This window comes from Halomonas sp. 5021 (assembly GCF_036663435.1).
In the GTDB taxonomy this organism is placed as follows: Bacteria; Pseudomonadota; Gammaproteobacteria; order Pseudomonadales; family Halomonadaceae; genus Vreelandella; species Vreelandella janggokensis.
This window is the reverse complement of record NZ_JAXOVU010000008.1, coordinates 78460-91045: the sequence shown is the minus strand read 5'-3', so window position 1 is coordinate 91045 and position 12586 is coordinate 78460. Positions and strand designations below refer to the sequence as shown.

The 12586-nt window shown below is 56.7% G+C and carries 14 protein-coding genes; 8 read left to right on the top strand and 6 right to left on the bottom strand.

Features of this window, described 5'->3' with window-relative positions:
* Nucleotides 1-166: 166 nt before the first annotated feature.
* Entirely contained in the window at nucleotides 167-2230 is a 2064-nt protein-coding gene (locus R3F64_RS13660; RefSeq protein WP_233337245.1) for a TonB-dependent siderophore receptor, read from the top strand.
* Between the two features lie 58 nt (nucleotides 2231-2288).
* On the opposite strand, the gene R3F64_RS13655 is transcribed toward R3F64_RS13660, so the two are convergent.
* The 4 genes from R3F64_RS13655 to R3F64_RS13640 all read right to left on the bottom strand — a co-directional run bounded on the left by R3F64_RS13655 (nucleotide 2289) and on the right by R3F64_RS13640 (nucleotide 4557).
* Nucleotides 2289-2522 carry a DUF2798 domain-containing protein gene (locus R3F64_RS13655; protein ID WP_066318722.1) on the bottom strand — a complete coding sequence of 78 codons (234 nt, stop codon included), beginning with the start codon at nucleotides 2520-2522 and terminating at the stop codon, nucleotides 2289-2291.
* A gap of 85 nt (nucleotides 2523-2607) precedes the next feature.
* Entirely contained in the window at nucleotides 2608-3468 is an 861-nt protein-coding gene (gene yghU, locus R3F64_RS13650; RefSeq protein WP_199283713.1) for a glutathione-dependent disulfide-bond oxidoreductase, read from the bottom strand.
* A gap of 70 nt (nucleotides 3469-3538) precedes the next feature.
* Entirely contained in the window at nucleotides 3539-3964 is a 426-nt protein-coding gene (locus R3F64_RS13645; RefSeq protein WP_066318718.1) for an organic hydroperoxide resistance protein, read from the bottom strand.
* 143 nt (nucleotides 3965-4107) lie between these two features.
* Entirely contained in the window at nucleotides 4108-4557 is a 450-nt protein-coding gene (locus R3F64_RS13640; protein WP_066318717.1) for a MarR family winged helix-turn-helix transcriptional regulator, read from the bottom strand.
* A gap of 256 nt (nucleotides 4558-4813) precedes the next feature.
* Here R3F64_RS13640 and R3F64_RS13635 point away from each other — a divergent pair, with 256 nt between their 5' ends.
* From R3F64_RS13635 to R3F64_RS13610, 6 genes are all read left to right on the top strand, one after another.
* On the top strand, nucleotides 4814-5887 hold the full coding sequence (locus tag R3F64_RS13635; protein WP_199283712.1) for a TRAP transporter substrate-binding protein: 1074 nt from the start codon (nucleotides 4814-4816) through the stop codon (nucleotides 5885-5887).
* A 69-nt stretch (nucleotides 5888-5956) separates the two neighbouring features.
* On the top strand, nucleotides 5957-6550 hold the full coding sequence (locus R3F64_RS13630; RefSeq protein ID WP_199283711.1) for a TRAP transporter small permease: 594 nt from the start codon (nucleotides 5957-5959) through the stop codon (nucleotides 6548-6550).
* A gap of 3 nt (nucleotides 6551-6553) precedes the next feature.
* Nucleotides 6554-7834, top strand: coding sequence for a TRAP transporter large permease (locus R3F64_RS13625; RefSeq protein ID WP_066318705.1), 1281 nt, complete (start codon nucleotides 6554-6556; stop codon nucleotides 7832-7834).
* 14 nt (nucleotides 7835-7848) lie between these two features.
* Nucleotides 7849-8376, top strand: coding sequence for a gluconokinase (locus R3F64_RS13620; protein WP_066318698.1), 528 nt, complete (start codon nucleotides 7849-7851; stop codon nucleotides 8374-8376).
* Nucleotides 8377-8446: 70 nt separating this feature from the next.
* A complete protein-coding gene (gene gntR / locus R3F64_RS13615) occupies nucleotides 8447-9442 on the top strand; it encodes a gluconate operon transcriptional repressor GntR (protein ID WP_199283710.1) in 996 nt (331 codons plus the stop codon).
* 67 nt (nucleotides 9443-9509) lie between these two features.
* Nucleotides 9510-10358, top strand: a complete 849-nt coding sequence (locus R3F64_RS13610; RefSeq protein WP_199283709.1) for an MOSC domain-containing protein — start codon at nucleotides 9510-9512, stop codon at nucleotides 10356-10358.
* On the opposite strand, the gene R3F64_RS13605 is transcribed toward R3F64_RS13610, so the two are convergent.
* On the bottom strand, nucleotides 10312-11217 hold the full coding sequence (locus R3F64_RS13605; RefSeq protein ID WP_085918978.1) for a DMT family transporter: 906 nt from the start codon (nucleotides 11215-11217) through the stop codon (nucleotides 10312-10314). The two genes, R3F64_RS13610 and R3F64_RS13605, sit on opposite strands and share 47 nt — an antisense overlap.
* A gap of 172 nt (nucleotides 11218-11389) precedes the next feature.
* On the opposite strand from R3F64_RS13605, the gene R3F64_RS13600 reads away from it, so the two are divergent.
* Entirely contained in the window at nucleotides 11390-11812 is a 423-nt protein-coding gene (locus R3F64_RS13600; protein ID WP_085918878.1) for an OsmC family protein, read from the top strand.
* A 114-nt stretch (nucleotides 11813-11926) separates the two neighbouring features.
* Here the strand turns inward: R3F64_RS13600 and R3F64_RS13595 are convergent, their stop codons facing one another.
* Nucleotides 11927-12583: a 2OG-Fe(II) oxygenase gene (locus R3F64_RS13595; RefSeq protein ID WP_233337244.1), complete on the bottom strand. Its 657-nt coding sequence runs from the start codon at nucleotides 12581-12583 to the stop codon at nucleotides 11927-11929.
* Between the last annotated feature and the right edge of the window lie 3 nt (nucleotides 12584-12586).

Genomic DNA, 12586 nt, shown 5'->3' with positions numbered 1-12586 from the left:
GGTGGCTAAAGTGGTGATGGTTAATTGATGGTGGCGTGTTGACATCCTCGGCCCGGATTATTACTATAATGCAAATAAAAATCTATATCATTAATATTTGCTCCGGGATCTGTTTATCATGCGAAACGCTTTTTTCTCTATGCGTTGCCTTTCCAGCGCAGTTGCCATGGCATCAATATTTGGCACGCCGACGCTTGTCGTCGCCCAACAAAACCCCTCCGCCAACGATGTAGAGTTAGAGGCGATGCAAGTGGTCGCCACCGCTGTGGATGCCATGGGCTATATCGAAGCCGAAAAACAGCCCAGCGTCGGCAAGCTGGATGTGCCGCTCAACGAGCAGCCGTTTTCGCTCTCGGTGGTGGATGAGCAGTTTATGCAAGATACCGGCAGTAAAACGATTCAGGATGCGCTGCTCTATACGCCTGGCGTGTATGCGGGTAACTTCGGTTTCGATACGCGAATTGACGGTGCCACCGTGCGTGGCGTTGATGCCGGGCGCTATCTGGATGGCCTGCGCCAGATTTACGGCTCTTACAACTCGGTGCGCACTAACCCTTACGCGCTGGAAAGCGTGGAAGTGCTGAAAGGGCCGTCTTCCATGCTTTACGGCCAGGCTGACTTGGGGGGTATCATCAACGGTGTTTCCAAGCTGCCCGAAGAAGAGCGTAGCGGGGAAGTGTGGGCGCAGTACGGCTCTAACAACCGCAAGCAGCTGGCGTTTGACGTAACCGGGGCGGCAGACGAGGACGGGAAACTGCTGTATCGCCTGGTCGGCCTCAAGCGCGACAGTGATACCCAGGTCGACCACGTGGAAGACGACGGCTATGTGGTTTCGCCATCGCTGACCTGGCGGCCTAGCGACGACACGGAAATTACCCTGCTGGTCAATCGCCAGGAGAACAAGGGCCAGGTGTCGGCGCAGTTCCTGCCCCAGGCTGGCACGCTGGAGCCGGGATCCCAGGGCTTTATCGGCTCGGAGCGTTTTGTCGGCGAGCCGGGCTGGGATCGTTACGACCGCGAGAAAACCGAAACGACGTTGTTTTTCGACCATCAACTGAACCGCGACTGGGCTTTTTCGGCCACCGCACGTTACACCGATTCCAGCACCGAAACCCGCGAGCACTGGGTGGATATTGGCACCCAGCCGGATGCCAATGGGGAGGTCTCGCGGACGATCTATACTGCCGATGCCGAAACCCAAATTTTTAACCTTGACGCCCGTCTGGAAGGGGAATTTGCTCTGGGTGATACCAAGCACAACCTGATTGCTGGTATTGATCGCCAAGACGCCACTTGGGAGCAGGATAACTATTCATCGGTAGCGGGAGGCGGTGGCACCATTAATATTTATGACCCGCAATATGGCAACTTGCAGTTGGATTCGCTTGACCCTTCAGACCGGCCGGGCAACGAGATTGACCAAGTCGGCATTTATTTGGCCGATCATATCGAAGTCGGTCCGGTGGTGGTTTCCGCTGGGTTGCGTCACGACTGGGCTGAAAACCGTCAGGTAGCGGTTGCGGGCAGCGATACAGTGAGCGATGAAGAGGCCACCACCGGGCGTCTGGGCTTGATGTACCAATTTGATAACGGCATCTCGCCCTATGTGAGCTACTCCGAAGCGTTTGCGATGAACTTGGGTAACGATGGTGCGTCGGAAGGCGGTACGTTAGACCCCACCACTGGCGAGCAAGAAGAGGTGGGCATCAAGTACCTGTCACCGGATAAATCGCTGTCGGTCAGTGCGGCGTATTTTGACATTAGCGAAGAAAACCGCATTGCAGAGGGCGCAACCCCCGGTGGAGTGACACAAACCGGTGCCGTCATTGATGGCTGGGAGTTGCAAATCAACAAGCGCTGGCAGGACTTTGAAACCCAGCTGGGCTACACCAATATGAATGCCGATGATGAAAGCACCGGCGAGCGGCTACCATACGTGGCGGAAAAGCAGGCGTCCTGGTGGAACAAGCTTTATCTGGGGAATAACTGGCGATTTGGTGCCGGGGTTCGCTACATCGGTGACAACGTAGGCTCGGGTGGTGCGCCCAAGGTGCCGTCCGAGACCCTGGTTGACGCCATGATCGGGTATACCGTCGGGAAGTGGGATCTAAGCCTGGATGCCAAAAACCTGACTGACGAAGAGTTTATCTCCTGGTGCCGTTATGAGGGCGGCGACTGTGGCTATGGCGAGAGACGCAACGTGACGGCCAACGTACGTTACCGATTTTAATTCCTGACGTTCAGCGCATTGAAAGGACAAAAGGGACGGCTACGCCGTCCCTTTTGCGTTAGCCATGAGGCTTTTTAACCAGAATGGCCACCAACCTGCGCACAATGGGTAACACCAGGTTAATGACCGGCAGCGCGACGGCAAAGGCAAACAGCCACGCTTTGAGCCAGATCATCACAATCCCGTCAATAAAGCCGATGTTGTATAGCGTAATCACCAGCGACATCACACATGACATGAACAGCGCCATCAAAAAGGTAAACAGCAACTGGCTATATTTTGGGTCAATCATCGTGCGCCCCTTCACACTGCGTATCAGGCCAGGACTCAACTCAAAACGGCCCGCGTGGGCCGTTCGTGATTAAGGTGGAGCACTATTATTGCTTGTCTTGGGTACGCAGTTCAAAGTCGCTGGCGTCGTGGCGCTCATGTAACTGCTCATGGGGTTCGCCCCAGGTGCGGTTGACCATGCGGCCCCGTTTGACGGCCGGGCGCTCATCGATCTCTTCGGTCCAGCGAATGACATTTTTGTAGGTGTGGGCTTCAAGGAACTCAGCCGCCTCGTAAACCCGGTTTTTGACCAGTGCGCCGTACCAGGGGTATATCGCCATGTCGGCAATGGTGTATTCATCGCCTGCAATGAAGCGGTTTTCGGCCAGGTGGCGGTCGAGTACATCAAGCTGGCGCTTTACTTCCATGGTGTAGCGATCGATCGGATACTGATAGCTCTCCGGTGCGTACGCGTAAAAGTGGCCGAAGCCGCCACCGAGTAGCGGCGCGCTGCCCATTTGCCAGAATAACCAGGACAAGCACTCGGTGCGTTTTGCCGGGTCAGTGGGCAGGAAGGCGTTAAATTTCTCGGCCAGATAAAGCAGGATGGCGCCGGATTCAAATACGCGCTGGGGCGGGTTAACGCTGTGATCCATCAGCGCGGGAATTTTCGAGTTGGGATTCACTTCGACAAAACCGCTGCTGAATTGGTCGCCTTCACCAATCTGGATCAGGTGGGCATCATACTCAGCGCCCTCAATGCCTTTCTCCAGCAACTCTTCGAGCATCACGGTGACTTTCACCCCGTTGGGGGTGGCCAGTGAATAAAGCTGTAGGGGATGTTTACCAACCGGCAACGGTTTGTCATGCGTTGCGCCCGCGACAGGGCGGTTAATGTTGGCAAATTTGCCGCCGTTGCCGGGTTCCCATTGCCATACGCGTGGTGGGGTGTAGGTGTCTTCGCTCATCGTTCCCTCCTGTTAAAGGAAGCCACCGCACCAAATGATGCGGTGGCTGATGGTTCGCTGACTATCGACCTTATACCACTGTCAGTGTGACGTCGATATTACCGCGCGTTGCATTGGAGTAGGGGCAGACAACGTGGGCCTTATCGACCAGCATTTGCGCCACGTCTTTTTCAAGGCCGGGCAGGCTGATTTCGAGTTCCACTTCAATGCCAAAACCGGTCGGAATAGCCCCAATGCCAACGTGGCCGTTAATTTGGGTATCGTCTGGCAGCTTGACTTTTTCTTGGCTGGCAACGTGTTTAAGGGCGCCTAAAAAGCAGGCTGAGTAACCTGCTGCAAAAAGCTGTTCGGGATTGGTGCCGTCGCCGCCGGGGCCGCCCAGTTCTTTGGGCGTGCTTAGCTTGACGCTCAACGCGCCGTCCGACGATTTGGCATGACCCTCGCGGCCGCCGGTAGCGGTGGCGTGGGCACGGTAGGCAATGGTTTCAATCGACATCGTCAATACTCCCTGAATAATTCGATAAGTAGGGTTTACCCAGCTTGTACACATCATGGACGTGATCAATAGGTTAGTGCAGCTTTAGTTTGTGCGCAAGGTAAATGAGGGAGCGCTGTGTAGCCGGACTGGCGATAGGCTGATTACTGGGACTGCTGCAGTTTATCTCGAAGTTTGACCAGGTCGTCCTTGAGCTGGGTGAGTGCCTCAATGGACTGCTCGCTAGCATTGACCACGCAGCTGGGGATGTGGCGCGCCTGCTCGCGCATTGCGCGTCCTCGATCGGTTAGAAAAAGCTCCACGACCCGCTCATCCTGGCAGCTACGCTGCCTGATCAGTAGCTGATCGGCTTCAAGCCGTTTAAGCAGCGGCGTGACCGAGCCAGGGTCAGTGAGTAAGCGCTTGCTCAATGTGCTGACGGTAATGCCGTCTTCCTGCCAGAGCACCAGCATTGCAAGGTATTGGGGGTAGGTAAGCCCCAGTTCTTTAAGCAGCGGCTTATAGACCTTGGTCATCATCAGGGACGTGGAGTAAAGCGCGAAACAAAGCTGGTTATCGAGTTCCAGTTCGCTACAGGTCGGGGCGTCGGCCATGAAGGCTCCGTAACAAAATGCGTGACCTTAATGTAGCGTGATCCACCGTGGAGTGGCTAGCGCTCTATACCTTGGTCGCAATTTACCTGTTTCGCTTTGACACCGTGATGGCAGATGGCTAGCCTTCGCTTAACCAATGTTACCGGTAACAAAGCGTCGATAATCGTCGTGGCCGGCAACGTTCACTCGGTGGCGATGCCATTCATCCGCTATCAATCATCATTATCAACAACAATGATCTGTATGGAGATACGTCATGACTGCAATTTGGCGCAACACACTGACTCTGGTTGGCGCAACAACCCTGACACTGGGCATGGCCCATGCCCAAAGCCCCGAACTTTCCGATCCGCCTGAAATCGATGGCGATAAGGTGGGCGACCATGGCTCCCATACGCTGCGTATGGGTATCGGCCTATCGGAAAACTCGCCGCAGTACATTTCCAGCCAGTATTTCGGTGAGATTCTCGAAAAGCGCACCGATGGGCGTATCACCGTCAATGTCTTCCCCAACAGCCAGTTGGGTGACGACGTCCAGATGCTCGAAATGCTGCAAACCGGCACGCTGGACATGACCTACCCGTCCAGCTCTGCAGCCACGGGCTATGTTGAAGAACTCGCCGTGTTTGACCTGCCGTTTTTGCTGCCCAGCCGTGAAGCGGCGATTGAGGTCCTGCAAAGCGATGTGGCACTGGAACTGCTGGAAGGCTTTGAAGGTTCTGGCCTGAAGCCGCTGGCTTTTTCTGAGAATGGCTATCGCCAGCTTTCCAACAGCGCTCGTCCGGTTGAAACGCCGGAAGATGTTGCTGGCCTTGATGTGCGTGGCCTGAGCGTACGCACCATGGAAAACCCGGTGCATCTGGACATCTGGGAAACGCTGGGCGCCAACCCTACGCCCATGGCGTTTGGCGAGCTTTTCTCGGCGATGGAGCAAGGCGTTGTCGATGGCCAGGAAAACCCCTGGAGCACCATCCTGACGTCCAACTTTCACGAAGTTCAGGATTACGGTACCGAAACCCGTCACGTTTACACGCCGTTTATCATGATGCTTTCCGAACGCACCTGGGACAGCATGGCACCTGAGTACCAGGAGCTGGTGATGGAAGCGGCGCGTCAATCGGCCGAGTACGAAATTCAGCTGTCGGCGGAGTACGATACGTGGTCGCGGGAGCAGCTTGAAGAGCGTGGTATGCAAATCACTCGCCTCAATGACGAGCAGTTGGAAGCCTTCCAGGAAGCGGTGCAGCCGGTATACGAAGAGTGGGCGCCGCGCATTGGCGAAGAGCTGATTCAAGACATTCAAGCGATTGTCGACGACAGCACCGAATAACCCTCGCCTTTGTTGGTGATCGGGCAGGCCCATTGGCCTGCCCGAGTTGTCAGTATCTCCGGAGTTATCATGACCACTTCCCAGACGACTACGCTTGACGATCCCGTGATCGAAGATCCTTCGGTGTATCTGGATGATCCCAATCGCAAACAGTTAGAACTTCACACTGACACCGCCCAAGGCCCCGCTGTGTTTCGCTGGCTAACCCTGGGCATGGAGTATCTGATCGGCGCTATTCTGGTCGCGCTGATTGCGTCTGTTTCCTGCAATGTGGTGGGTCGTGCGGTGTTTAATCATTCGCTGCCCTGGGCGGATGAACTGGCGCGTATGCTCTTTATCTGGTTGGTGTTCATCGGGGCCGCAGCCGCCTTTGCGCGCTATGAACATATTGCGGTAGACGCCTTGGTACGCCGTCTGCCCATGCGTTTTGCCCATCTGCTTTATTTTATTCAGCATTTGATTATTACCGCCTTGATGGGCGTGATGTTAGTTGGCGGGTACCAAGTCATCGCGAACTCCAGTGGCCGCTCGGCGATTTTGAATGTGCCATTGAGTCTGTTGAGTTTGTCACTGGTGCTGTGCGTTTTATTTATCGCCGTGGTGTCGCTATGGCGGATGTGGGTGAGTCTTTGCATCATTCGCCAGCCAGAAAAGGGGGCCTGAGCCATGTTGTGGATTTTTCTGGGTATCTTATTGATTTCTATTGTGCTGGGCCTGCCGATTGCCTTTGGCTTAGGGGTTGCCGCGGTGGTAATGGCGGTGCTCTCGGATATTCCCCTGTCGATCATGATCGAGCAGTCGATTCGAGGAGTGAACAGCTTTCCGCTGCTGGCGATTCCCTTCTTCATTCTGGTGGGGGAGGTGATGAGCCAGGGGGGCATCGCACGTCGCCTGATGGAACTGGCCGGGGCGCTGGTCGGCTTTATGCGCGGTGGCCTGGGCCAGGTCGCGATCACCGGCTCTATGTTCTTTGGCGGTATCAGCGGTTCGGCAGTGGCCGATACGGCCGCCACAGGGGCCATGATGATCCCGTCGATGAAACAGCAGGGCTACACTGCCGCTAACGCCACGGCGATTAACACCGTGTCATCGGTAATCGGCATTATCATTCCGCCCTCCATTCCGCTGATTCTCTACGGCATTGTGACCGAAACCTCGATCAGCCGTCTGTTCATTGCCGGTATTGTCCCGGGGATGATGATCGGCTTTGCACTGATGGTGACCACTTTCATTCTGGCGAGTAAGCAGGGCGGTGGGGTGCGCAAGTTCCGTTGGGATGCCCTCTGGAAAGCCTTTAAAGATGCCTGGCTGGCGCTGGTACTTCCGGTCATTGTGATTGGCGGTATTATTGGCGGTATCTTTACGGCCACTGAAGCAGCCGTTGCCGCATTACTCTACGCGCTGGCGATTTCCCTGCTGGTGTATCGTGAGTTCAGCATCAAGGCATTGGGCGGCATGTTGATCCGCACGGCTCGTCTTACCGGTATGGTGATGATGCTGCTGGCGTTTGCCACCGTGATTGCCTGGTTCCTGACCATCAACATGGTCCCGCAAACCCTGGTGTCTCAAGTGCAGTCGATCACCCAGGATCCTTTCTTGCTATTGTTGATTGTGGCTGCTTTGCTGTTGGTGGTGGGCTTTGTGATGGATCTGACGCCTGCCATGGTGATCATGGCGCCGATGCTGGCACCCATTGTCACCTCCGTAGGGGTGGATGAGGTCTACTTCGGCGTGCTGATGGCCTTTATTCTCGGGGTTGGCCTGCTGACACCGCCGGTTGGCACCTGTCTGTATGTAGGGTGCGGGGTCGGTAAGGTATCCATGGAGTCATTAGTGCGTGCGATGCTGCCGTATTATGCCGCGCTACTGGTGGTGCTGGTAATATTGATCGCCTTTCCGGGCGTGGTCACCTGGTTACCGGATCTCACCGCTGTGCGCGGCAATTAAACAGGAGCGTCAGTATGGAAAGTGCTTCTCAGCGCATTCTGGTGATGGGCGTGTCCGGTTCGGGTAAGTCTCATATTGGACAGGCGTTGGCGGCCTCCCTGGGGGCGACCTTCATAGACGGCGATGATCATCATTCACCCGCCAATGTGGCCAAGATGGCCAGCGGAACCCCGCTTGACGATGATGATCGCCGGGAATGGCTGGACACGCTTGCTGGCCTGTTTGCCGAGTACTACCGAGCGGACCGCTCGGTAGTGATTGCCTGTTCGGGCCTTAAAAAACGCTACCGTGACCGCCTGCGCGTGGGAGATCCGGGGCTGCGTATACTCTACCTGGAAGGCAGCCGTGATCTTCTGCATGAGCGGCTCACTACACGGGCGGGTCACTTTTTCAAGGGCGATACAATGCTGGCAAGCCAGTTGGCCGACCTGGAACCTCCGGATCCGTCAGAGGCGGTTAGCCTCTCGATTGCGTTAAACCCTCATCAGATTGTGCACGAATTTATCGCGACACTGTCTGCATCGGCCAGGCCCCCCTACTAAGCGGGCATCGTCTTCGGGCCAAGGTTTCGTTAGGCTAAGGCCCCTGACATCTGTTGTAGAAGGCCTTCGATTGAAAAAAAAGCGACCCACCTTGCAGGATATCGCGGATCGCGTTGGCGCCACCAAGATGACGGTGAGCCGCTGCCTGCGCGATCCTGAAACGGTGTCTGAAGGCTTGCGCGAGCGCATCTTTTCGACGGCGGAAGACATCGGCTATATCCCCAACCGTGCGCCCGACTTGCTCTCCAGGGCCACTAGCCACTCGATAGGCGTGCTGGTGCCATCGCTCACTAACCAGGTGTTTGCTGACGTTATCGTCGGCATCGAAACCCTGACGGAACCCGCCGGCTACCATCTGATGCTGTCCCACTATGGCTATAGCCCCGAGCTTGAAGAGCGCAGCCTGGCGTCGTTGCTTTCCTACAATGTCGATGGCGTGATTCTCTCCGACCGGGATCATACCGACCGCAGCCTGCGGATGCTGGAAACCGCAGGCATCCCGATTGTTGAAATCATGGACACTCACCGTGCGCCACTTCAGCAGGCGGTGGGCTATGACAACGTCCGTGCGGCTTTTGACATGGTCAGCGAGATGATTCGCCGCGGTCGGCGGCAGGTCATTTACCTGGCGGTGCGGCTTGACGAGCGTACCCGGCAGCGCGAGCAGGGCTATCGCGATGCCATGGAGGCCCATGGCCTGCCGCCCGTGACGCTGTACAGCACTTTGCGCTCTTCGTATACCGTGGGGGCGTCGCTGCTCGAACAGATCATGTGCGAGTATCCCGGCGCCGATGGGGTCTTCTGTACCAATGATGACGTGGCAGTAGGGGCCTTTTTTGAATGCCAGCGGCGTGGCATCAAGGTTCCCGAACAAATGGCGATTGCCGGTTTTCACGGTCACGACGTTGGCCAGGCAATGACCCCTCGGCTCGCCAGTGTGATCACACCCCGCCAAGCTATCGGCAAGGCGGCTGCCCAGGCGCTGCTGGCACGTATCGAAGGCGCCCCGGTAACGCACAAGGTGGTCGATCTGGGCTACGCCATTGAAGCAGGTAGCACCCTGTGAACCCTTCACGTCTGGCGAAGCGGCAGGCAACTGGCTAAAGTAAGCGTTTTCTTTAAAGGGGGCCGCCATGAAGATTGTCCAGCTGAACGTTTACCCGGTTAAATCACTGCAGGGAATCACCCTGGAGCAAACCCGGCTACATGCGCATGGGCTTGCCTGGGATCGCCGCTGGATGCTGGTCGACGACCGGCAACGGTTTGTGACCCAGCGCCAGTTGCCCGCCCTGGCGACGATTGGCGTTGCACTGACCGACGACCACCTGGTGCTCTCACATCCCGACGTCGAGCCACTGAGCGTACCGCTGGCAGAGCCGGAAGGTAATCTACGCCTGGTTAGCGTCTGGGATGACCACTGCAAAGCGCTTCCGGAAGGCCCAGAGGTCACACAATGGCTCGAAGCCGCGCTCGGCGAGCAGGCCTGGGGGATGAGCCTGGTGCGCTTTGCCACCGAATTTACCCGTGCCGTCGAAGAGGATTTTCTGGATGGCGGGGCGGCGCATACCTATTTTTCCGACGGTTACCCCTTTTTATTGACCACCACCGGCTCGCTCGACGCCTTGAACGATGCCTTGACCGCAGGTGGTCAAGCGCCGGTGCCGATGAGTCGCTTTCGCCCCAATGTGGTGATCGAGTGCGACCTACCCTGGGCGGAAGACCGCTGGGCCACGTTAAGTGAGTCCACGGGGACATTTCAGTTTACGCTGCGTAAACCCTGCCAGCGCTGCAAGATCACCACCATCGACCAGCAGACAGCTGCGGTTCCCGAGCCGGGTGAACCGCTGAAAACGCTGCTGTCGCTGAATACCCAGCCTGACTTGAAAGGCGCCCATTTTGGTCAGAATGCCACCTTGACCGGCGGAGACGGTGCGATTATCCGGGTGGGGGCGGCGCTTGAGGCAAGCGAGCGCGACGCCTGAAACGTAATAGGCGTGTGGCAATTGCGGTGCCCAGTAGCGTGATCAACATCCCTGCGATAATTTGCAGGCTGAGCGTCTCGCCCAGCAGCAGGTAGCCCCAAAGTAACGCGCTGACCGGCACCAGAAACGTGACGGTGGATGTTGCGGTGGCTCCGGCGCTGGCGAGCAAGCCGAAGTAAAGCAAAAAAGCCAGCGTGGTGCTTAGGATCGCCAGTGCCAAGGCGTTACCCCATGCCAGTGGAGATATAGACTCGCCTGGCCACAGTAGAATGCCCGGTATCAACAGCACGGTGGCCGACATCGCACAGCTACCGGCCGCCAGCACACGGCTGGGTAGATGGCTCAAGCGGGTTTTCGAATAGTTACCGGCAATGCCGTAGCAGAATGTCGCCCCCAACACCGCCAGGATAAACCAGCCGTCGCCGCCTACCGCGAAGTCGAGCCGATTGGCCGACAGCACATAAACACCTGCCAGGGCGAGTGCCAACCCGAGGTATTGCTGGCGGATGATCGGCGTGGCAAAGAAGAATGCCCCGATAAGCGCTGTAAAAATTGGCGTGGTGGCGTTGATCAGCGACGTGAACCCTGCTTCCAGGCGCGTCGTCGCCAGGGCCAGCAGTGAGAAAGGCAGCACGTGGTTGATAATGCCAAGTAACAGTAGCGGTCCCTTGTGCTGCCATATCAGATGCAAATAGCGGGCGCTGAGAAGAAACGGCAGTAACAGCAATGCACCTATCCCCATACGTACCAATATCAGCGGAATCGGACCAAACTCGGGTACGGCGACGCGCATAAAAATAAACGATAATCCCCAGAGAGAGGAAAGCAGCACTAATTTCAGCGCATCTGCCGACGACATGGCGAGTCCTTGCACAAAAGGGTTGGCATTGAGCCGACAGCTTACGACCGTCCTGGCGTCAATGGAACCTGGGCTGTCGGCAGAGCGGCAAAAATCAGCTACGCTGGTGAAGTGGCTGCCGTTACTGGCGGCTCCATCAATAACCTGACATTTGACGCGAAAGGAGCTATCCATGGATCGTAAAGCAAGCGCACGTTGGGAAGGTGGACTGAAAGATGGTCGTGGCCATGTTGCCACGGAAAGCGGCGTACTCGACGCCAGCTATTCATTCAAGAAGCGCTTTGAAGACGAAAAAGGCACCAACCCTGAAGAACTGATCGGCGCCGCCCACGCCAGCTGTTTTTCCATGGCCTTGTCGATGGTGTTGGGTGAAAAAGACCTAACCGCCACCTCTATCGAGACCAGCGCCAATGTGACGCTCTCTCAGAGCGACGCCGGGTTCGATATCTCGAAAATTCATCTGGACGTTGAAGCTCAGGTGGACGGTGCCGATGAGGCGACCTTTAAAGAAGCGGCAGAAACGGCCAAGGCCAATTGCCCGGTCTCCAAGGTGCTCAACGCCGAGATCAGTATGACGGCAAAGCTCAAACACTGAGTCTCCGCTGACAACGAACGGGTCAAGCTGATTGCTTGACCAATGTTGACTGTTTCAGATACTGACGCCCTGGCAATGGCCAGGGCGTTTTTTATTTTATGTTGGGTTTATGGCTTAGCGCGCCGGGTCGAGCACGCCCCCCATCGACGCATTGCGCCGGAACCAGCCGGCGATGCTGGCCCGTGGTTGTTGGGTGGGGAGCACTTCGTGGGGAATGGTGTCCGACATGAAACAGGCAAAGGTACCCGCTTCCGGTACCACTCGGGCTACTGCCTGGTCGGGTGCGTCGGGATGGTACAGAACCATTTCACCGCCGCCATCGGCAGGCCAGGCAGGGTTCAGGTAGCCTACCGTGGAGATCACGCGATTGGCTCGCCCGCGGAAGCTGTCCAGGTGGCGCTGGTAAAATGCCCCGGGCGGGTAGTGGGCAAAATGGGCTTCGTACTCGAACAATCCCAGGAACAGTGTCTGGTTGAGCACCTGCTGTAAATTTTCCATTGCCATTAAGTAGCGCCGCTGAGCGTCGCTTTCACGGTCGAGCCAGTGGATCGCGTCGCCACGAACGTCTTTGCGCAGGTGATGCTGTTTTCCTCGGCCGATACCCGCTTCATCCAAGGCGTTATGCGCGGCCATATGATGCAGCTCTTGATGAAGGGCATGGCACAGATCAAGGTCAATAACACCCCGGCCGACATACCAGCCTTGTTCAACCAGCGCATCCACCAGCTCTGCCTGGGCAGCTGATGACAGAACGGAAGGCGATAAATGCATGCT

Excerpts from the sequence above, each read along its gene's own strand:
- R3F64_RS13660 (WP_233337245.1), top strand. The coding sequence starts at position 167 with ATGGCATCAATATTTGGCACGCCGACGCTTGTCGTCGCCCAACAAAAC.
- R3F64_RS13655 (WP_066318722.1), bottom strand. The coding sequence starts at position 2,522 with ATGATTGACCCAAAATATAGCCAGTTGCTGTTTACCTTTTTGATGGCG.
- yghU (WP_199283713.1), bottom strand. The coding sequence starts at position 3,468 with ATGAGCGAAGACACCTACACCCCACCACGCGTATGGCAATGGGAACCC.
- R3F64_RS13645 (WP_066318718.1), bottom strand. The coding sequence starts at position 3,964 with ATGTCGATTGAAACCATTGCCTACCGTGCCCACGCCACCGCTACCGGC.
- R3F64_RS13640 (WP_066318717.1), bottom strand. The coding sequence starts at position 4,557 with ATGGCCGACGCCCCGACCTGTAGCGAACTGGAACTCGATAACCAGCTT.
- R3F64_RS13635 (WP_199283712.1), top strand. The coding sequence starts at position 4,814 with ATGACTGCAATTTGGCGCAACACACTGACTCTGGTTGGCGCAACAACC.
- R3F64_RS13630 (WP_199283711.1), top strand. The coding sequence starts at position 5,957 with ATGACCACTTCCCAGACGACTACGCTTGACGATCCCGTGATCGAAGAT.
- R3F64_RS13625 (WP_066318705.1), top strand. The coding sequence starts at position 6,554 with ATGTTGTGGATTTTTCTGGGTATCTTATTGATTTCTATTGTGCTGGGC.
- R3F64_RS13620 (WP_066318698.1), top strand. The coding sequence starts at position 7,849 with ATGGAAAGTGCTTCTCAGCGCATTCTGGTGATGGGCGTGTCCGGTTCG.
- R3F64_RS13610 (WP_199283709.1), top strand. The coding sequence starts at position 9,510 with ATGAAGATTGTCCAGCTGAACGTTTACCCGGTTAAATCACTGCAGGGA.
- R3F64_RS13605 (WP_085918978.1), bottom strand. The coding sequence starts at position 11,217 with ATGTCGTCGGCAGATGCGCTGAAATTAGTGCTGCTTTCCTCTCTCTGG.
- R3F64_RS13600 (WP_085918878.1), top strand. The coding sequence starts at position 11,390 with ATGGATCGTAAAGCAAGCGCACGTTGGGAAGGTGGACTGAAAGATGGT.
- R3F64_RS13595 (WP_233337244.1), bottom strand. The coding sequence starts at position 12,583 with ATGCATTTATCGCCTTCCGTTCTGTCATCAGCTGCCCAGGCAGAGCTG.